This is a genomic window from Paenibacillus spongiae, assembly GCF_024734895.1.
Taxonomy (GTDB): Bacteria; Bacillota; Bacilli; order Paenibacillales; family Paenibacillaceae; genus Paenibacillus_Z; species Paenibacillus_Z spongiae.
Genome location: NZ_CP091430.1, coordinates 6006588 through 6026771, shown reverse-complemented (window position 1 = coordinate 6026771; position 20184 = coordinate 6006588). Strand labels below are relative to the sequence as shown.

General features: G+C 52.8%; 19 protein-coding genes. 10 read left to right on the top strand and 9 right to left on the bottom strand.

Annotated features, from left to right (window positions below; genetic code table 11):
* Positions 1 to 20: 20 nt before the first annotated feature.
* From L1F29_RS27180 to L1F29_RS27155, 6 genes are all read right to left on the bottom strand, one after another.
* Positions 21 to 221: a hypothetical protein gene (locus L1F29_RS27180; protein WP_258385156.1), complete on the bottom strand. Its 201-nt coding sequence runs from the start codon at positions 219 to 221 to the stop codon at positions 21 to 23.
* Entirely contained in the window at positions 197 to 1213 is a 1017-nt protein-coding gene (locus tag L1F29_RS27175) for an ABC transporter ATP-binding protein (protein WP_258385155.1), read from the bottom strand. Before L1F29_RS27175 ends, L1F29_RS27180 begins: the two co-directional genes overlap by 25 nt.
* A complete protein-coding gene (locus tag L1F29_RS27170; protein WP_258385154.1) occupies positions 1210 to 2193 on the bottom strand; it encodes an ABC transporter ATP-binding protein in 984 nt (327 codons plus the stop codon). The genes L1F29_RS27175 and L1F29_RS27170 overlap by 4 nt, the downstream gene beginning before the upstream one ends.
* Before the next feature lie 12 nt (positions 2194 to 2205).
* A complete protein-coding gene (locus L1F29_RS27165) occupies positions 2206 to 3057 on the bottom strand; it encodes an ABC transporter permease (protein WP_258385153.1) in 852 nt (283 codons plus the stop codon).
* Between the two features lie 7 nt (positions 3058 to 3064).
* Positions 3065 to 4063, bottom strand: coding sequence for an ABC transporter permease (locus tag L1F29_RS27160; protein WP_258385152.1), 999 nt, complete (start codon positions 4061 to 4063; stop codon positions 3065 to 3067).
* Between the two features lie 139 nt (positions 4064 to 4202).
* Positions 4203 to 6068: an ABC transporter substrate-binding protein gene (locus L1F29_RS27155; RefSeq protein WP_258385151.1), complete on the bottom strand. Its 1866-nt coding sequence runs from the start codon at positions 6066 to 6068 to the stop codon at positions 4203 to 4205.
* A 553-nt stretch (positions 6069 to 6621) separates the two neighbouring features.
* Between L1F29_RS27155 and phnD the strand changes: the two genes are divergently transcribed.
* The 6 genes from phnD (at position 6622) to L1F29_RS27125 (ending at position 12136) form a co-directional block, all read left to right on the top strand.
* Positions 6622 to 7695: a phosphate/phosphite/phosphonate ABC transporter substrate-binding protein gene (phnD, locus tag L1F29_RS27150; RefSeq protein ID WP_258385150.1), complete on the top strand. Its 1074-nt coding sequence runs from the start codon at positions 6622 to 6624 to the stop codon at positions 7693 to 7695.
* A complete protein-coding gene (locus L1F29_RS27145) occupies positions 7695 to 8546 on the top strand; it encodes an HAD family hydrolase (protein WP_258385149.1) in 852 nt (283 codons plus the stop codon). The genes phnD and L1F29_RS27145 overlap by 1 nt, the downstream gene beginning before the upstream one ends.
* 279 nt (positions 8547 to 8825) lie before the next feature.
* Positions 8826 to 9632 (top strand): phosphonate ABC transporter ATP-binding protein, encoded by an 807-nt coding sequence (gene phnC / locus L1F29_RS27140; RefSeq protein WP_258385148.1) that lies wholly within the window; start codon positions 8826 to 8828, stop codon positions 9630 to 9632.
* Positions 9629 to 10417, top strand: coding sequence for an ABC transporter permease subunit (locus L1F29_RS27135; RefSeq protein ID WP_258385147.1), 789 nt, complete (start codon positions 9629 to 9631; stop codon positions 10415 to 10417). Before phnC ends, L1F29_RS27135 begins: the two co-directional genes overlap by 4 nt.
* An 11-nt stretch (positions 10418 to 10428) precedes the next feature.
* Positions 10429 to 11298 (top strand): PhnE/PtxC family ABC transporter permease, encoded by an 870-nt coding sequence (locus L1F29_RS27130; protein ID WP_258385146.1) that lies wholly within the window; start codon positions 10429 to 10431, stop codon positions 11296 to 11298.
* Between the two features lie 19 nt (positions 11299 to 11317).
* On the top strand, positions 11318 to 12136 hold the full coding sequence (locus L1F29_RS27125) for a DeoR/GlpR family DNA-binding transcription regulator (protein ID WP_258385145.1): 819 nt from the start codon (positions 11318 to 11320) through the stop codon (positions 12134 to 12136).
* 68 nt (positions 12137 to 12204) lie between these two features.
* Here L1F29_RS27125 and L1F29_RS27120 read toward each other — a convergent pair whose 3' ends face one another.
* Positions 12205 to 12987, bottom strand: a complete 783-nt coding sequence (locus tag L1F29_RS27120; RefSeq protein ID WP_258385144.1) for an AraC family transcriptional regulator — start codon at positions 12985 to 12987, stop codon at positions 12205 to 12207.
* A 252-nt stretch (positions 12988 to 13239) separates the two neighbouring features.
* Between L1F29_RS27120 and L1F29_RS27115 the strand changes: the two genes are divergently transcribed.
* A complete protein-coding gene (locus L1F29_RS27115) occupies positions 13240 to 14649 on the top strand; it encodes a sulfatase family protein (protein ID WP_258385143.1) in 1410 nt (469 codons plus the stop codon).
* A 136-nt stretch (positions 14650 to 14785) separates the two neighbouring features.
* On the opposite strand, the gene L1F29_RS27110 is transcribed toward L1F29_RS27115, so the two are convergent.
* Together L1F29_RS27110 and L1F29_RS27105 are read right to left on the bottom strand one after the other, a co-directional pair.
* A complete protein-coding gene (locus L1F29_RS27110; RefSeq protein ID WP_258385142.1) occupies positions 14786 to 15490 on the bottom strand; it encodes a response regulator in 705 nt (234 codons plus the stop codon).
* Between the two features lie 17 nt (positions 15491 to 15507).
* Complete coding sequence (locus L1F29_RS27105; RefSeq protein ID WP_258385141.1) at positions 15508 to 16986, bottom strand: ATP-binding protein; 1479 nt, start codon at positions 16984 to 16986, stop codon at positions 15508 to 15510.
* 442 nt (positions 16987 to 17428) lie between these two features.
* On the opposite strand from L1F29_RS27105, the gene L1F29_RS27100 reads away from it, so the two are divergent.
* The 3 genes from L1F29_RS27100 to L1F29_RS27090 all read left to right on the top strand — a co-directional run bounded on the left by L1F29_RS27100 (position 17429) and on the right by L1F29_RS27090 (position 20176).
* Positions 17429 to 18190, top strand: coding sequence for an ABC transporter permease (locus L1F29_RS27100; RefSeq protein ID WP_258385140.1), 762 nt, complete (start codon positions 17429 to 17431; stop codon positions 18188 to 18190).
* The gene (locus tag L1F29_RS27095; RefSeq protein ID WP_258385139.1) at positions 18166 to 18987 is read left to right on the top strand and encodes an ABC transporter ATP-binding protein; all 822 of its coding nucleotides are present in this window, start codon (positions 18166 to 18168) and stop codon (positions 18985 to 18987) included. Before L1F29_RS27100 ends, L1F29_RS27095 begins: the two co-directional genes overlap by 25 nt.
* Positions 18988 to 19123: 136 nt before the next feature.
* The gene (locus L1F29_RS27090) at positions 19124 to 20176 is read left to right on the top strand and encodes an ABC transporter substrate-binding protein (protein WP_258385138.1); all 1053 of its coding nucleotides are present in this window, start codon (positions 19124 to 19126) and stop codon (positions 20174 to 20176) included.
* The last annotated feature ends 8 nt before the right edge of the window (positions 20177 to 20184 follow it).

Below are 20184 nucleotides of genomic sequence, written 5' to 3'. Positions count from 1 at the left end.
ATAGGAGCTTCTGCATCATCCTAGCGCTTCTGAGAGCCGCGATTCCGATCCATCCATGCGAGTAGAAGGATGGCGACGGACAGGAATAGATTGACGCCAAGCGATAAGATCAGAATAACATATTCGGCGGAATCTTTTTCCACAATAAATAGCAGCAAGACGATCAATACAATGAAAAAGACGCAAATCTTAAAGATTACTTTACGGTAGCTATGGTCCATGGCGGTACCTTCTCTACGTGATGACATGACACGATCGTCTTGCCGGAGGGAGCAAGCGACGGTGCGGTTTGCTCGCACGTCTGGCTCGCGTACAAGCATCGCGGATGAAAGGAGCAGCCGGTTGGCGGATTCGCAATACTCGGCATATCCAAGCTTTTGAGCGGCAGTTCCCGCTTCGCTTTCGCGATCCGTGGATTCGGCACCGGCACGGCGGACAGCAGCGCCTGCAGATAAGGATGCTGCGGAGCGGCAAGCACATCATGCACGCTTCCTTGCTCGACGATCTTCCCCAAGTACATGACGGCCATCCGGCCATGCTGCGCAATGTATCGGGCAGTCGCCAAATCATGCGTAATATAGATGAAGGCAATGCCGAGATTTTTATTTAGGGTAGACATTAACCGCAGGATCGCCATCCGCAGCGATACATCGATCATGGATACGGGCTCGTCGGCGACGATGAGCTTCGGCTTTAAGGAGATCGCTCTTGCCAGCAGGACCCGCTGTCTCTGACCCCCGCTCATCTGATGGGGATACTTCTCGATGTATTGCTCGGGCGGCGTCAATCCGACCGTATTCAGAAGCTCGCATACCCGGTCGTGCGCCTCTTTGCGGCTGCGGACTATTTTATGCTGAAGAATGGGATCGGATAGGGACTGAAGGATGGTGCGCATCGGGTTCAAGGCGGCATACGAATCCTGCTGGACAAGCTGCACGCTCTGACGGTACTCGGTAAATTCCGCTTTATTCATATTCCATACGTCCTTGCCTTGAAAAAGAAGCTGACCTTTGGAAGGCTTGTGCAGGCCCGTAACGACCTTGCCAAGCGTTGTCTTGCCGCAGCCGCTTTCCCCTACAAGAGCCAGTATCTCTCCAGGCTCGAAGGATAACTGGACATCGGTCATGGCAGGGATGGGGGTCGGTTTGCCAAGCATTCCTGATTTTTGTTCAAAAATCATGCTTATGTTGCGAAGTTCCAGCAAGCTGCTCAAGCCAGCATCTCTCCCTTCTCATTCAAATGACATGCAGATATACGGCCACTGCCTACTGAAATCGCCCGAGGCTCCTCCTGCTTGCAGAGATCCGTTGCAAACTCGCATCTTGGGTGAAACGCGCAGCCCGGCGGCAAGTTCAACAGATTCGGCGAAGAGCCTTTGATGGATCTATTATCGTTGACATCATCCAATATGGATGGAGCCGCTTGAATGAGTCCCGCCGTGTACGGATGCTTGGCATTCTCGAACATCTCGAACGTTTCCCCGACTTCCACAATCTTGCCGGCATACATGACGCCAATGCGGTCGGCCACTCTGGCAACGACAGAAATATCATGCGACAGAAGAAGCATCGTAATATTCATTTCCTTATGAACCTTTAATAGAATATCAAAGATGTAATCCTGCGTAATGACATCGAGCGCAGTTGTCGGTTCGTCCAGAATGACCAGCTGCGGGTCGAGCAGCAGGCTGAAGGCGATCATGACACGCTGCTTCATGCCTCCGCTCAATTCGTGCGGATATGCTTTTAGTATGCGGTCTGGCTCAAGCCGGACATAATCGAGCAGTTGTGATGCCTTCTTGATGATCTCTTCTTTACTCATTTTCTGATGAGCCAGGACGGTCTCGATCATCTGTTCCCCAATGCGCATAACAGGGTTCAATGCGTTCTGAGCAGCTTGGAATACCATCGATACGTCCGCCCAACGATGCTGGCGCATTCGATTGGCATTGTAGCGCAGCATATCCTGGCCATTGATAAAGATACTTCCGTTCTTGATGATTCCCGGCGCTGACACGATATTGAGAATAGCTGAAGCCAGCGTCGATTTGCCGCTGCCGCTTTCGCCGACCAATGCGGTCACTTTTCCCTTGGGAATATCAAGCGAGACATGATCGACAGCTCGAATTGTTCCCGAGCGAAGTTTGAACTCGATGGATAAGTCTCTAATCTCAATCAGATTGTTCTCGTTCATGGATTCTCCCTTCTACCCTCTAAGCCTAGGATTTAGTGCTTCATCGATGCCATTGGCAAAAAAGATCGAACCCAGTTGAAATAAAGCAAGACAAAGAATCGGCGAGAACAGATAAATAAAGCCCAGAGGATTGAAGATACCCCCTGTTTGAGAAACGGCAAGATTGAGCATTTGCCCCCAATTGGTCGGTGAGTAAGGGGCAAGACCCAGCATCATAATGCCTACGCTTCCTGTAATGGCACCGCGCATCGTCATAATAAAACTGATGGATAAGAAGGAGGTGATGCTCGGCATAAGCTCTTTGAAAATAATATGCGGCTTGCTCATGCCCATAACCTTGCAGATGACGATAAAATCACGTTCCTTCAGCGAAATAATTTGCGAACGGACAGCGCGCGTTAGCCCAGGCCAGCTCCAGGCGCTTAACACAAGGGCGAAGGAAACAGGGTCCCGGATCGAGAATATAGCCGCCATAATAATCAGAATCGGAAAGCTCGGGATCGTAAGAAACAAATTGGTAATCAGCATAATACCCGAATCAAGTCTTCCGCCGACAAGTCCGGAGAGTGTCCCCAGAAGAGCGCCGACAAACAAGGTGAAGAAGGCGGCAAGCAAGCCGACAAGAAGAACTTCCTTGGACCCATGCACCAATTGAATAAACGTATCTCTCCCGGCAAAATCAGTTCCAAGCCAATGCTCTAACGATGGCGATAGGTAACGATTGTTATAATCGACGGTCATATTAAGTTTGAAAATAAAAGGCCCAACCGTCGCCATCAGAATGAATATGATCAGAATGATTAAACCGATTAGTGATCTTTTGTTATGGCAGATGATTCTAAAAAAATCGATCATTCCTCGCATGTTATGATTACCCCTCTACCTTGATTCTCGGATCAAGCTTCGAATAAACCAAATCCGCAATGAGATTGGCAACGATCATCGTGACACTGAGAAACAGCATGATGCCCTGCATAACCGTATAATCTCTCGTTCTCGTCGCTTCTCCCAAAAAGTATCCGATTCCAGGGTACTGGAAAATATTCTCGATTAGCGTCGCTCCGCCAAGCATGCTGCCGAAGGTGATGGCCAGCATCGTGATCATCGGCAGCATCGCATTCTTCATGACGTACCGGTTCATGATAACCGATTCGGAAATACCTCGCGCCTTCGCTGCGATAATATAGTCCTCACCAAGTACGCTTACGGCATTGCCTTTCATCATAAGAGCCCAACCGCCGATATTCGTGATGACGAAGGTCAGGATCGGCATGGCGGCATAGTAGAGCACGCTCACAATAAAGTCGAGGTTGAAGCCAGGGGTCACAAAGGGATCGTAGGCGCCGTTAACGGGAAACCAGTTTAACCCGTATGCGAAAACAACCAACAATAGGATCGCAAAAATGAAATCCGGTATGGCTGAGGTAATAACGGTAAATAAGGAAACCGACGGCTCTAAGATAGAGTTTCTTTTCCAAGCCATTCTCACGCCCAGAAGCATCCCGATCACGAAACTGATGAAAAGAGAAATGGTTGCAACGAAAATGGTCCAAGGCATTGCGTTTGCAATAATGGAGTTTACCGTAATTTGCTGATAAACCATTGAAACGCCAAGGTTTCCTTGCAGGAGACCTGAAATATAACGAACAAACTGTTCATGCAGCGGTTCGTTCGGATTGTAATTAATCATTGCTGCGATGCGCCGGTACGCTTCTTCCAATGTAATCCCGAATTGGGTCGCATAATCGCGGGCCCATGCATCAATAGCGTTGCCCGGTGTTAAACGGAGCAGTACGAAGGTCATCACTGTGGCTAAACATACGGTAACGAAAGCCATCCCAATTCTCTTTAGCACAATAACGGGCGTCACAATCAGATCCTCCTTCAAGAAATGGGGTAGGTTACGGGCTTCACAACGATGGATACGTACACAGGATACGCAGGAACGCTGTGAAGCCCGAGCATGGTTTCATAATGGAGAATGTGCGTTAGTAACTTCGAAATCAGGGCTACTCTCTAGGCGATAATCTTCCTTCCACGAAGTACGTTATTCCCCCGAATCCGAAGTTGATTTCGGAAACAGCATCGATGTCTTCAGGTTCGGTCGGTACCGGCAGGCTGCGATTGTACTTTTCGAATTCATCTTCTCTCGGCCAGCCCTTGATCGTCTTGACATTTTCGAAATATCCGGTCGTATTCTGGAAGAAGCCTACTCCATAGGCATTTTCATTCGTAATCCATGCCAGCTTGTAGATGGCGTCCTTGCGCTCTTCTTCTTTTTGCAGATAAGGCATTCCCTTTAACGTCTTTTCAATGTCAACGACCTGCCCGTCGGGACCCGGCACTTTCATATTCAATTTCCCTTTATCCGGGCCATCCTTGAATTTGGGCAGATGAGCCATATTCCCGATGCCGCCCCAGTAGAAATTACGCAGTGAATTCCACGGGAACATGAAGCCCCAGGAAACGTCTACCCAATCGACAGACATGTGATAAGCGCCTTTGTCTTTGGTAGCATTGTTGTAATACACGCTGCCATCGACGGCTAGCAATTTGGTCGGCAGACCGAATTTGGTCATCTGTTCTGCGGCGATCTGGGCGGAGTTCACCGCTTGCAGCCATCCACCGCTCACCCCGATAATAAATTCAGGCGTCTTGCCGCTAGGGTCGGCCCAGTTGCCGTCAGCGCCCTTCTTCCAGCCCAGCTCGGTTAACAGCTCTCCTGCTTTGTCAGGGTTATACGAGAATTTCGTCATTTTCTCGCGGTTGTCCGGCGTGATCCATTTGGAAAGTTCCGATTGCGGCATCCCGGTCATCGAGACGTCTGCTTCTTGCCCATAGTAGTTGCCGACCTCACGAATCTTCGTACGGTCCAGCGCGTAGACGACGGCCTGACGGAATTTCTGATTATCGAACGGCGGTTTATCCAAATTGAATACCATCCCGATCGTCGCGGGGTCAAACATGCGGTAATGAACGAGATCCTTGTTGGTAGCCAGCATATTTTCGAGAATGTCTTTAGGCGGCGTACCGGGATATGTATCGATCTTGCCCGATTTCAGCAAAGCCAGGCCGGATGAATCGGAGCCCGGATTTTTTATGAAGATGCGATCGAATTTAATGTTTTCGGCTCTCCAATACTTCTCGTTCTTCTCCAGAATCATATCGGAGGCGGTTACTTTCTTCACGATAAAAGGACCTGTACCTACAGGCATCTTAGGTCCTGCCTTCAAGAAATCTTGCCAGTTTTTATCGATATCTTTGCGCAGCTTGTCTGAAATTTCCAAGCCGAACGGACCCTTCTTATCTGGATCGTTTGTAGGATTGGCTTGCTTTAACAATTCATCCACCTTATCGACGTACTTACCATAGAGATGATAAGGAATTGTGGCCTGTTGATCCTGCGCAAGGAACAAATTTTTCATTTCCGTAAACGGAGAGGGTTCCTGCCACTTAAATACCATTGTCGTATCGTCGGTGATCTCAATGCCGGTGAGATGTTTCGCGATTTCGACGCCGTTATTGAGCATGTAATAGCTCCAAACATCCTTACTTGTAAATGGCTTTCCGTCCTGCCAAGTTACACCCGGTCTTATTTTGATGATGGTTTCATTTCCTTTATGCTCTACCGATTCAGCCAGACGGTTATAAATTTTATCCGTTGAGCGAACGATCTGGAATAGTCCCTCGAACGTATACTGCGAAGCCTGTCCTACGCCGCCGGAAGCGAAGGGGTTCCCCTGGAACAACGGTGGTTTCGGCCAACCGCCCAAATCACGGAACACTTTAGAGTTATCCTCCGTACATCCGTTCAAAACGATGGTGAAAACCAATATAAATGGAAGCAATACGAGCTTGAATTTACGGAATCGCATCAACAATCCTCCTTTTTAATGTTCAGATTTTTGTAAAAAAAACTGATTTTGATCGAATATGGGATTGTAAGCGCTTACTTACCATACTATTAATTATATTAAATAACATTATTGGTCGTCTTTGTATATTGAGGCCCTGTTTTTGCATTCTGACGCCATGCTTTTTTCGTTATGGGGCCATGAAGCGGCCCCGATTTGTTCCAGAACTCAAGGCTGCGTGGATATTATCAAGCAATCGCAAGCCAATATCGACGTGTTGTACGAGCGGGGGAGTACAAATTGCGATCATCCGTAATCAATAAACATTTCCGGTTATAAGGGAGATAATCCCAATTGTTATCGCATTATTAAACTCACAACGAAAAAAATCGCCGAATTTGCGATTGTGTTGGCGTATTGGAAGGTAGTAAACGGTTTCATTACATGATCTTAAGTTGTAATTGATTTCGACCTTACAATACAACCTTAAAATGTGTTGTAGAACGGCAAGGCAGTCCGTCACGGGGCGACTTGATACGATTCCAATCATGAAAAAGAAGGAATAGGTGATCTCATGAAACGGCGAATGTTATTCGCAAGTCTTATTCTTGTCCTGCTGCTCACGGCATGCTCGAACGCAGGGAACGGCGGGAATGATTCCAGCGCCAAGAACGGCGGCGGAAAAGGAAAGAACGATGCCAAAGAGACGATTACAATCGCTTGGCAGCCGAATGAATCGAGCGGGGACTTGCAGGAAACGCGCGACGCGATCGGCAAGATGATCGAGGAAGCGACGGGCAAGAAGGTGGAGCACTTCACCACGACGGATTACATTATTTCGATCGAAGCGCTGACCAACGGCAGCGCGGATATTGCATACATGGGCGCGACCTCGTACGTCGAAGCCAAGAAGAAGAACGACAATCTGGTTCCGCTCGTCGTGAACTCCGGCGAATCGGGCACGCTGGACGATGCCAGCTATTATGGATGGTTAGCGGTAAGACAGGAAGACGAAGCGCAGTACAAGGAACAGGATGCGTATTCGATCAACAATATTGCCGGCAAACGGTTCTCGTTTGTTTCGAACAGCTCGACTTCGGGCTTTAAAGTGCCTTCGAATGCTATCGTATCGCATTTCTCCAAGCAAGATGCCTATAAAGACCTGACGGTCGAGGACCTGATGGAAGGCGGAAGCGGACAGTTCTTCAGCGATGTCGTATATGGCGGCTCTCATCAAGGCTCCGCAGTCAATCTGCTGACGAAGAAAGCGGATATTGCCGCATTCTGCGACACCTGCGTCGGCAACTATGTGGAGCTGGCCGAGGGTGAAGCGAATCGTCCGGGGGCGCTGTACAAGGTGATAGAGAAGGCGGAGCAGCCGTTCGACAAGCTGGCCGGCGAACAATTCCGTTTGATTACCGTTACGCCGGTGCTGAACGGACCGTTCATCGCCAATCGCGACACGATCTCGGAGGAAGACTTCAAGGCGATCGTAGACATCATGACATCGGAAGCAACGGCGAAGAACGAAAGCATCTTCCTGCCGGAGGATTCCGAGAAATCCGGCCTGTTCTGGAAGTCGGGTGACGCGAAGTTCCTTCCGGTCGAAGATGCTTGGTATAACCCGATCCGGGAGCTGTCCAACTGATGAGAGAGCATAGCCCCAAGGGGGACGCGCTGCTGCGGGTTGAAGGCAAGGCTTATCCCGTAAGAGCGATTTTATTCGATAAAGATGGGACGCTGCTGGACTTCATCGGTTTGTGGGGCAGCTGGAGCGAGCTGTTGATCCGCAACATCGCGATTCTTCTCCAGGAGCAGTACAACATTCATGCATCACCGGAATCGCTTGCGATGCTGCTCGGCATCAGCTGTGACGAAAGCGGCAAAGTGGTGGATTACGATCGGGCCGGATTGCTGTCTACCGGTACGAACTTCAAGGTAAAGACGCTGTTAGCCGAACATATTCGCGACCTGGGAGTGCCAGCCATGGATGCGGAGCGCTGCATGGAGGAATGCATTCGCCGGACGAACGGAGAGATCGAACGGCTCCGGCCGGTACAGGCCCGCTGCAGTCTTGTCGATTTCCTCGACCAATGCTCGTCCAGCAAGCTGTCGATGGCGGTTGTCACGGCCGACGACACCGAGGATGCCATCAAGCATTTGGAGTGGCTGGGCATCCGGCATTATTTCCGTGAAGTGATCGGCAGCGATGCCGTCCTTCGCGGCAAGCCGCATCCGGATCTGGTGGAATTGGCCTGCAACAGGCTGGGCGTCTCCCCTGCGGAGGCCGCCGTTATGGGCGATACCGAGCATGATATGCGGATGGGCAGGGCGGCAGGAGCCGCCGTGACCATTGCGATTCTGCCCGAGGAAAGCACGGAGGCGGACATTACCCGGGAGCGCGAGTACTACCGGAACGCGGACGCATTCATTACATCGTATGAGCAATGCCGCATTGATAACCATCTTGTCGAGGAAAGCGCAAGCAGCACTCGTTAAACAGCCATTTGGTTCAGGAGGCTTCTCATTCATGCGCGGAATTAGAAAGAAGCCTGGGCGGCGGGACAGATCGATTCGGTCGTCGGGCTTGGACTGATCCAAGGCAATGCCAATGATCAATTCGTTCCGAAAGGGATCGCTACCGCGCGGAAGCATCGCAAGTGATCTTCAATATGGTGAAATAAATTTACAGCTTGGAAGAAGGCTTCAGACCCTGTGCGAGTTGGTATTCCATACAGGGTCTGATTTTCCGCCTTTACCCGGGCAAAGGAGCATCTTATGTCGAAACTACTGGTTTTGGATAACCTTTCCAAACGTTACAATAAAGACGCCATGGCCCTGGAGAATATCAGCTTCTCCATTAAGAACGGCGAATTCGTATCCATCATCGGCCCTTCCGGAGCGGGCAAATCAACTTTGCTCCGGTGCATCAACCGCATGGTCGAGCCAAGCGGCGGCCGGATTGTGTTCGACGGCAAGGATACCTCCCGTTTGAGCCGGGGGGCGCTTCGCCAGTTCCGGTCCAAGATCGGCATGATCTTCCAGCATTACAATCTGGTTGATCGGCTAAGCGTCGCGGAGAATGTCCTGCACGGCCGGCTGGGCTACAAGAGCGCCATAGCGGGCGCATTCGGCATTTATAACGAGCAGGAGAAGCGGCAGTGCCAGCAGATTCTGCAGACGCTCGGCTTGTCGGAGCAGATGTTTAAACGCTGCGACCAGTTGAGCGGCGGACAAAAGCAGCGTGTCGGCATTGCCAGGGCGCTCATCCAGCAGCCGCGGCTGATGCTCTGCGACGAGCCGATCGCATCCCTTGATCCGAGCTCCTCGAAGGTCATTATGGACCACCTGCGGAACATCAACAAGGCAATGGGCATTACCGTTCTCGTCAATCTGCACCAGGTCGATGTGGCGATAAAGTATTCGGATACGATTATCGGGGTCAACAAAGGGAAAATCGTGTTCAATGGAACGCCGGAGGAGCTGACGACGGATCGCATTCATCATATCTACGGGTCCGATAAAGGCGAGCTGATTATGGACGAAGCGCCATCCTTCAAAGCGGGAGGTGCCGTTGTCGTATGAAATTGGATCAATTCTTTTTGCGCAAGCGGAGACGAACGTTCTTCATCGTGCTGGGCGTGCTGATGGTCGCCTGGGCGGCATCCGCCCTAACCGAGTTTAATCTTGCCAAGGGCATTCTATCGTTCCCGGAAGCGATCCAGTGGGCCGCGTCCAACTTCTATCCCGATGCCAAGGCGATGTCCAAGCTTCCGCAAATCATGTCCAAGCTGTGGGAGACGCTTATCATGTCCATCGCCGCCGCTGCCGTCGGCGCTGTCGGCGCCGTCGTGTTTGCCGTATTGGGGTCGAATACGACCAAGGTAAACGGATTTTTCAGTACGGCTGCCCGCTTTATCGCGACCTTGTTTCGGAATGTCGATGTCTCCGCTTGGGCGATGGTGCTTCTCTTTTCGTTCGGACAGAGCGGGCTGACCGGTTTTCTGGCGCTCTTGTTTGCAAGCTTCGGGTTTCTTACGCGCGCGTTCATGGAGACGATTGACGAGGTCAGCGGCAGCTCCGTAGAAGCGTTGAAGGCTTCAGGGGCCGGATATTTGTCGATCGTATGCAGGGCGGTTCTGCCGTCTGGCACGCCTCAGATGATCAGCTGGCTGCTGTACATGGTCGAGACGAACATTCGAAGCGCCACGCTGGTAGGCATCTTGACCGGAACGGGTATCGGGTTCTCGTTCGATCTGTACTATAAGAGCTTGAACTATGCTTCGGCCAGTCTGGTCGTACTCGTCATTGTGATGGCTGTTCTCGTCATCGAATTGATATCCAATGCCATTCGCAGAGTTATCGTGTAGGGGGAAATATTATGTTGCCGAACAACTCGGAAATCGCCGCCGCTCCCGTAGTATTGGAGCCGCTGCGCAGAAAGCCGTTCAATCGGGCGAACTTCGTCGTAAGCGTCACTTTGCTTGCCATCGCGGCCATTACGCTGTACGCCTTGTTCAATCTGGAAAACAAATACATCCCATTCGGCGAAGGCTTGCTCCTCATGCTAGACAACTTCCGGCTGATGTTCTTAGAGCCGCATTTCAAGCATTTCACCTTCGGGAAGGCCGTCTATTCCGCGCTTATAACGCTGGGGCTTGCCGTACTGACGACGATCCTTGGCGCCGTCATCGCCTTCGGGGTCAGCTTGCTTGCGGCCCGCAATCTAAGCGGCAATAGAATGTCCGGCTTCGTCAGGGCCGTTGTCGCGGTCATTCGGGCGGTTCCTACGATCCTGTGGGTGCTCATCTTTGCCGTTTCGTCCGGTCTGGGGAGCGTGGCGGCCGTAATCGGAATGACCTGGCATACGATCAGCTACCTAACGAAAGCTTACTCCGAGGCATTCGAGGAAATCGACAACGGCACGCTCGAAGCGTTGAAGGCAAGCGGAGCGAGCCGGATTCAAATCGTCTTTCAAGCCGTGTTTCCTTCCTCCCTGTCTTATCTGATCTCGTGGACGTTTCTGCGGCTGGAAATGAACTTTTCCAATGCCCTGGCCATGGGGGCTGCGGCGGGCGCCGGGGGTCTCGGCTACGATTTATATATGGCGGGCAGTCTGTATTACGATATCCGGGAAATCGGCGCGCTGACGTTCTTCATTCTTTTCTTTGCCATTGTGCTGGAAATCGGCTCTACTCGATTGAAGAACAGGCTGAGGAAGGGCGCATTAAACAACGGAAAACAAGGATAAGGAGAAGAGGGGGATTTGCATGTCGTTCATTGGAGAGGAACGCAAGAAGATCATTCTCGACATCTTGGAGCTGGAAGGCTTGGTGCGCACGTCCGACTTGTCCGAGAAGCTGCAGGTTTCCGGAGAGATGATCCGCCGGTATCTGGAGGAATTGGAGAAGGAGAAACGGTTGAAACGGATCTACGGCGGCGCGGTCAAGGCAGACGTCACCCGCGAGGAGTCTCCGCATCTCAACCGGGAAGTCGTGCGGGTCGAGGAGAAGAAGAAGATCGGTCTGGCGGCATCCGCCTTGATCGAGGATAATGACGTCATCTTCGTCGATGACGGCTCCACGCCGATGCAGATCGTCTACTACCTGCAGGATAAACAGAACATTACGGTTATCGTCTATTCTTTCGATTTGCTGCGCCTGATCATGGATCTCTATGGCAAGGGGCTGTTTAGCGGCCACATCTATCTGCTCGGGGGCCGGGTGCTGCCGCGGTATTCCAGGGTTGCCGGCGGGCTGGCGGAGACGATGGCCGAAAATTTCCATGTCGATAAGGCGCTCGTATCGGTCGACGGATTTACGATCGACAAGGGCCTCACGGGCTTTGATCTGGAGCGGGGCTACCTGCTGCGCAAAGTGGCGAGTACGGCCAAGCTGACCGTCGTCATGACGGACCACACGAAGTTCGGCAACAGCTGTCCCTACAAAATATTGGATCTGAAGGACATCGACGTTATCGTCACCGATGTTCCTCAGCCTTCGCAATGGATGCCCCATCTGGAGCAGCGGAATATCGCCTGGATCAATGCCATGACGGAAAAGCCGGGGAAAGGCGAGCTGTTCAGGTAGAGCGGCAGCTCATCCCACCGAGCCGTACGTGGCCGGGGCGGGGGAGGCTGCCTTTTTTGGCCTCGGGCTCAATATTCCGGCTGTTCGGCGTATTCGGACGGCGACAGCCCTGTGCTCTTCTTGAACATCCGATAGAAATAAGAGGTGTCGTAATAACCGAGATGCTCGGAAATATCCTTCACGGTCAAACTCGTACTGCGGAGCAGCTCCTTGGCTGCCGTTATACGGAGACGGTGCATATAAGCCAGCGGCGTCTGCCCGGTGGCTTCTTTGAATAGGCTGAGCGTATAGTTGGGGGAGCGCTCGATCAGCCCGGCCAGCTCCTGCAGCGAAATCCTCTCGCGGAAGCGGTCCAGAATATGCTGTTCGATCTTGCGGATGTCGTTCGCCTTACGGAGGGGGAGCGGAGCCGAGTCGAGCTCCCTGCACGCCATGCCGAGCAATTCGAGCATTATTCCGGCGCGGATCGCATCGTAGAACGGTTTCTTCTCGATGGAATGGCGATAGATGAGCATCATCTTTTCTTTGAAATACTCGAAGCTGCGGGGACGGATCAGAACGTGGCCGGGTTGCGCGAACAGCGGGAGTTCGATAAGAGGGCTGCTGGTGAATATAACCGCGTATTTCTGATGCAGCGTCATCTTGTCGTTCATCGCTTCGCGCATCGTGCCGGACGGAATGAACAGCAGGTCTCCCTTGGACGCGATGAACGCCCGGTCGTTCAGCCGGTAGAGCAGCTGTCCTTCCGTGACGAGAACGAGAATGTTGTAGGACACCTGCTGCAGCCGGTTATGCCAATTTGGAATAAAGTCGTCGCGGTGCGTATCGAGAATTTCGATCAATTTGCTCACCTCCGGGCTTCCCCGCCGAACGTCCTCGAGCTTCGGATCCGCTGTTGGACAAGCGCGGCGGGTCATTGCTATTGTACATGAAGCGATAGGGCCATGTCACATGGAATAATAGAGCGAGATCATGAATTCGTCCATCTTGTCGATAGCTGCAGCGGTTTGGAAAGTGAAAGTGATAACCTACTAGAATCGTAATATTGTACATCGCGCAAAAGAAGCCGGACTGTTTATAATGGATCTTGAGGTGATGAGAAATTGAAGCAGCCTAATATATTGTTTATCATGTCCGACGATCATGCGTCGCACGCGATGAGCTGCTACGGCAGCAAAATCAACGCGACGCCGAACATCGACCGTATCGCAACCGAAGGCATGCGGTTCGACAATTGCTTCTGCACCAACTCCATCTGTTCGCCGAGCCGGGCGGCGATATTGACCGGCAAGTACAACCATCTGAACGGCGTCAAATCGATTAACGACCATTTCGACGGCAGGCAGATGAACTATCCGAAGCTGCTGAAGGAAGTCGGCTATCAGACGGCAATCGTCGGCAAGTGGCATCTGGGCCATGGCGGCGATGCGGACCCGACCGGATTCGATTATTGGAACGTCGTGCCGGATCAGGGCGAATACCACGATCCCCAATTTATCGAGATGGGCGAGCTCAAGCGGGTCAAGGGCTATGCGACCGACTTGATTACGGACTACTCCATCGACTGGATGAACAAGCGCGACCGCGACAAGCCGTTCATGCTGATGTGCCATCATAAGGCGCCTCACCGCCCTTGGCAGCCGGCCGAGAAATACAAGGATCTCTACGCGGATATCGATATTCCGGAACCGGATACGTTCTATGACGATTATTCGAACCGTTCGCAGGCGGCCGTCGAGGCCAAGATGCGGATCGACCGGGACATGAACGACAAAGTCGATCTGAAAGGAACCCCGCCCGAAGGATTGAGCGGCCTCGAAGCGAAGAAGTGGCGGTATCAGCGCTATATCAAGGACTATTTGCGCTGCATCGCCTCCATCGACGAGAGCGTCGGCCGGCTGCTCGATTATTTGGACGCCGAGGGCGTCGCGGAGGATACGATCATCATCTATACATCCGACCAAGGCTTCTTCCTGGGCGATCACGGCTGGTTCGACAAGCGCTTCATGTACGAGGAATCGCTGCGGATGCCGTTTATCGTCCGGTACCCGCGGGCGATCAAGCCCGGTTCGCATACCGAAGCGATGACGCTGAACGTTGATTTCCCGTCTACGTTCCTCGATTATGCCGGCGCTGCGATTCCGGCGGAGATGCAGGGAAGAAGCTTGAGGACGATCTTCGGCGGCGAAACGCCAGGCGACTGGAGAACGTCGATGTACTACCGGTATTGGATGCACCTGGACGAGCACCATAACGTGTACTCGCACTACGGCATCCGGACGCACCGGTATAAGCTGATCTACTATTACGCGGAGGCGCTGGGCACCTCCGGCTCGGTCGACGAGAACCGTCCGCCGGAGTGGGAACTGTTCGATCTGGAGCGGGACCCGGCCGAAATGAACAACGTATACGCCGATCCCGGCTATGCGGAGACGATCCGGGAGCTTAAGCAAGAGCTGCGGACGCTGCAGCTGGCCGTGCTGGACGAGCCGGTCAAAGACGAAATCGCATAAGAAACGAAGGAATGACGTAAGGCGGCCCCCTTTGATGGGACCGCCTTTTCTTGCTGCTCATTAAAGAAACAATGAATGATTATTGCTCCGAATGCTCCGAATGCTCCGAATTCCAACCGCTTGAGCCCGCCTTTCGTTACTCGCCACGCACTTTCCTTAGGAGCGGTTGAAGGTTCAGCTCCCGCAGCAGGGCGATCACTTCTTTGGACCTGTTCTTGTTGAATTTTTTCAAAATGACGTTAATCTGCGATTTGATTGTCGATAGCTCGACCTGCCGATGGCGTGCAATCTCCGCTATCTTCAAGTCTTTCAAGAGAAGATCGAGAATTTCCAGTTCCGTCGGCGTCAGCTGCGCCATGATCAGCGTCGCTTGCAGCAAGCTTTCTTCGTTGCGGCGAATCCGGGAAAATTCGTTCTTGATCTTGAACGCGAACTCCGGCCTCATCTGGGCGATGCCCGCATGGGCGAGACGGATGCTGGTGACGATTTCATCGCCGGAGCGGGTCTTAAGCACGTAATCGACCGCTCCGGTCTCGAACGCGTTGAAGACGGTTTCGTCGTCCTCGTGCACGGTCAGGAAGATGATTTTCATCTGCGGCTCCGTCGTCAATATACGCTGTGCCGTAACGATCCCGTCATGCTTCGCATCCATCTCGATGTCCATCAGAATAATATCCGGCTTGACCGGAGCGCCGTCGATAAGCTGAAGAAGCTTCTTCCCGCTGGAAGCTTGGCCGATGACCTCCATGTCGTCCTCGTTCTCGACCAAGCTGCAGAAGTGCTCCCGCAGGATGCCCAGATCTTCGGCGATCATGACCCGGATCGGTTCTTGTAAGACCATCTTTATCTTCCTCCTGCTTACGACTTCAATTGATAAAGCGGAATAATGATTTTGAACGCGCTGCCTTCAGCTCGCTTCTCTACATGAATGCGGCCGTAATGGCCGAGGACGACATGTCTCGCATAGGATAGGCCGATCCCCCAGTTGCGGGTCGTGTTCTTGTTCGTATAGAACGGATCGAAGATCGTCTCCATCAGCTCCGCCGGTATGCCCGGCCCGTTGTCGACGATCTGGATCAGCACCCATTGCTCCTCCTCGTAGGCGGTGATCCGCACCGCTCCGTCCTCCCGGTCGCCCACCGCTTCCACCGCATTGACAATGACGTTGTAAAGCGCTTCCGACAGATGGCCCACGTCCGCCAGCAGCAGGCTTTCTTTCTCCGGCGGGTCGCAGGTCAGGGTCAGATGCTCGGGCACCAGCGGCAACCGTTCCAGCGTCAGCCGCAGCAGCGTTTGCATGGAGACCGGCCTGAGCTGCAGCTGACTCGATTTGAATGAATTGTACAGCTTGTCCAGCCGTTCGAGCGTGTGATTGACGATATCCTCCGCCTTGGCGAGCGATTGTCCGGCATTCCGGGCACCTTCTTCGCTTGTAGCTTGCCCGATCAGCAGTTGAATCATGATCAGCTGATTTTTGATCGCGTGCGTAAAGACGCGCGCTCCCATATTCGCCGTGTTCAGCTTGCGTTCCAGCTGCAGGTCGCTCTTGCCCATCGTTTTCTCGATCTCCGTATAGCGCCAGATGGACAGGATGCTGATCAGCGACAGGACGCCGGTCAGGCTGATGCTGGCATACCAGCCGAACAAGGTGAGAGGCGGGTTGAAGTTGGAGAAATCCGAATACAGCACATAATAGGTGCGGACGTCGAATACTTGCAGCGGCCCGAGAAAGCCCAGATAGAAATAGAACAGCATGAGCGAAAGGACGCCGAGCAGAATGTACTTGCTCTGCTTCTTTACCCACGGAATCGTCACCTTCCGGTACTTCTTGATCATCAGCAGAAGAGCGATGAGAGCGGAAGCGACGAGCCAGCCTCTCGTCAGCCAGCCGACGACATACGTCACGTTGCGGTCAATCATCCCGAGCGCCCATTTATAGATGATCGGGTCGTAGACCAGAATATTGGCCAGCGGAAGAATCGCGTTGAGCGCATAGATTTTCCACAGCTTCTTGAGAGGCCGGTAATAGAGCAGCGACACGGATAGTCCGATCAGGCTGAAAATAAAAACCGACCGGCCGACCGTAATCATGCGGCTGATCCATTCGATGCTGATCGGAAGCTGAAGCAAGAAATTGCGAACGCTGTCATGAAAGAACAGAACGATGTTCACTTTGTAATAGAACCCGCCGTATTTCGCGATAAACAGAATGAGGCCGGCCATGCTGAGAAACCAGCCGACGAGCACGAAGCCCATCCAATACGCGGACGGGTTGCGCGCTTTCGCGATAAACAAGGTGATGGCGGCCAGCATAAGCAGGAATAGCAGTATTGTCATCGGATCACCTTCTAAGGATGTTCAAAAAGCCGTCTTTTGATCACAAAGCCGAGGCAGGAGGGCTGCTTCGGCATCGAATCTTGAACTCAGCCGGGACTAAGCGTATGCTTCCGATGCCGGTTTCCTCCGGAAACCCTTAGCTGCTCACGTAACTCTTCGTTGTCGTAACTTTTTCGACAAAATTCGCCTTTATCTTATCACAGACCAAGAAGAAGGAGCCAGTCGCAATGTTTTCACGAGCATTATAAGCCTGGCGGCGGGAGACGAAAAGGTTTGAATTTAGTTCAACCTTTTGCGGTTTCGGCCCTGCCGCTATAATGAGGTCAACTCGTTAACCTTTGCTGCAGCAGGAGGTCCGCAAGAGACATTCATCTTTCGTAGGAATGAAAGCCTTTACAGCGAGTATCCCTCAAAGCATAACAACTTAGAAAGAGGTGGTCGCATGAAAAAAATGCCGAACGGGCTGCTTACAACGCTTTCCGTCGTCATCGGGATCGCGGCTTGGTATCTGCTCGCCGCCATCCCTTCCATAGGCGCGATATTGACCAATCCGACTCTGGTCGTCAAAGCCTTCATAACGGAAATCGAGAGCGGCCGCATGTGGACGAATGTCTGGGCGAGCCTGCTGAGAGTGCTCGGCGGATTCTCGCTGGGACTGGTCGTCGCCATTCCCGTCGCCTTCCTCATGGGATGGTACTCCGTGGTGCGCTCGGTCGTCGAGCCGTGGATTCAGTTCTTCCGCACGATTCCGCCGATTGCGCTCATCCCGCTCGTCATCGTCGCGCAAGGCGTCGGCGAAGGCGCCAAAATCAGCGTCATTTTCGTCGCAACCTTTCTCGTGATGGTCATTTCGATCTTCCAGGGCGTACGCAACGTCGACCCGACGCTCATCCGCGCTTCCAGAGTGCTCGGTGCGAAGGATAAGGATATTTTTCTCGAAGTCGTCGTACCCGCCTCCTTCCCGTATATTCTGGTCGGCGTGCGATTGGGGCTTGCCGCCGCCTGGACGACGCTTGTCGCAGCCGAATTGACCGGTGCCAACAAGGGGCTCGGGAACATGATTATGGAAGCCAGCTTATACTTCCGCATGGATGTTGTCATTCTCGGCATTATCGTCATCGGCGTCATTGGACTCGCAATGGATAAATTCATTCTGTTTCTGGAGAGGAGGCTGACGGGATGGCAGGAAGTACGCAGCAGCTAGAGAACGTCCCCGTTGCCGCAGGTGCGCCGAAGATCGAAATTAAAGGATTGTCCAAAGTATATAAGGGCCGCAACGGAGATGTGACCGCGCTTCAAAATACCGACCTGACGATCCGGCAGAACGAATTCGTCTGCGTGGTGGGCCCAAGCGGATGCGGCAAGACGACGCTGCTCAATATCATCGCCGGACTGGAGGATGCCACTTCGGGCTCCGTCCGGGTGGACGGCCAAGATGTTCGCGGCCCGGGAAAAGAAAGAGGCGTCGTGTTTCAGCAGTATGCGTTGTTTCCGTGGAAAACCGTGCTGAAAAATGTAGAGTTTGGATTGAAATTGCGGGGAATGGGGAAAACAGAACGCAAAGAAATCGCCGAGAAATATTTGAATCTCGTCGGATTGAAGGACTTTGCCCATGCCTATCCGAAGGAGCTGTCCGGCGGCATGAAGCAGCGCGTCGCCATCGCCAGAGCGTATGCCGTTCAGCCCGAGGTGCTGCTCATGGACGAGCCGTTCGGCGCGCTCGACGCGCAAACGAGGGCCCAGCTGCAGGAAGAATTGCTCAAGACGTGGCAAACGGAGAAGAAGACGTGCTTCTTCATCACGCACGATGTCGATGAGGCGGTCATTCTGGCGCAGAAAGTCATCATCATGAGCGCGCGTCCCGGAAGGATCAAAGAAATCGTCGATGTCGACATTCCGTATCCGAGAGACCAGTCCACCAAGCTGGACGAGCGGTTCGTGCAAATCAAGAATGAAATCTGGTCGAAGGTATACCGCGAATATTTGGAAGTCGCCAAGTAAATCCGGTGCGGCTTACGCTGACTGGCGGAGGGAACGGGCCGGCCTTGCCGACGCCAGTCGTCCCCGGTTCAACCGGATGCCGGTTAGCTTGATCCATATAGACAGAAAGCTTTACACAAAAAAGGAGGAGTCATCCATGTCACACAACTGGAAGCCCATGTTCAAATTATCCGTAATGGCCATCATCCTTAGTCTGGTTCTGGCCGCCTGTTCTTCGGGCGGGAATGATTCGACGACAGCCCCTACGCCGCAGGAGCCGTCAGCCGGCGACGGCAAGCTTTCGAAGATTAATGTCGCTTATATGCCGGATATGAACGGCGCTACCCCGATAATTATCGGCGAGGAGAAAGGGTTCTTCAAGGAAGCCGGCCTCGACGTGAATGCGGTTAAATTTCTGAGCGGCCCGCCCGAATTCCAGGCGATGGCTTCCGGCGATATCGATATTGCGTATATCGGTCCGGGCGCAACGTTCCTTGCAGCGCAAGGCAAGGGTCACATCATCAATATTGTGAGCCTCGGCAAGAGTGACATGGTGCTCGCTACGAAGAAATCCGGCGTGAAGGAATGGAAGGATCTGAAGGGGAAGACGGTCGGCGTGCCGAAAGGAACGTCCGGCGAGATGGTGCTCAATCTGGGGATCGAAAAAGGAGGGCTGAAGCCGGAGGACGTCAATATCGTCAACATGGATGTCGCCGGCGCCGTATCCGCTTATGTTGCCGGCAAAGTCGACGCGGTCGCGATCTGGTCGCCATATACATTGGAGATCGAGAAGCAGGTCGGCAAGGAGAATATCGTGAAGCTGGGTGATAACAGCGATTTCTTCCCTGAGTATGTCTTCCCGGCGAGCTGGGTCGTAAATCCGAAGTTTCTGGAAGAGAAGCCGGAGCTGGTCGAGAAGTTCATGCAGGCGATCTACAAGACGACCGATTATAAGCTGGCCAACAAGGACGAGGCCATCAAATTGACCGCCGAATACACGCAAGTGCCCGAAGAATCATTGAAGCAGCAGCTCGATTCGCTGGAATGGCTGGATAACAAACGGGTCGCCGACGCGTTCCAGGACGGGACGGCCAAGAAGTGGTACGACAATCTGCAGAAGCTGTTCGTGCAGAACGGGAAAATGACCGAAGCGGTGCCGGCCGAACAGTTCCTGAAGACCGAGCCCTTCATCAAAGCCGCAGGCAAATAATGCCTGCG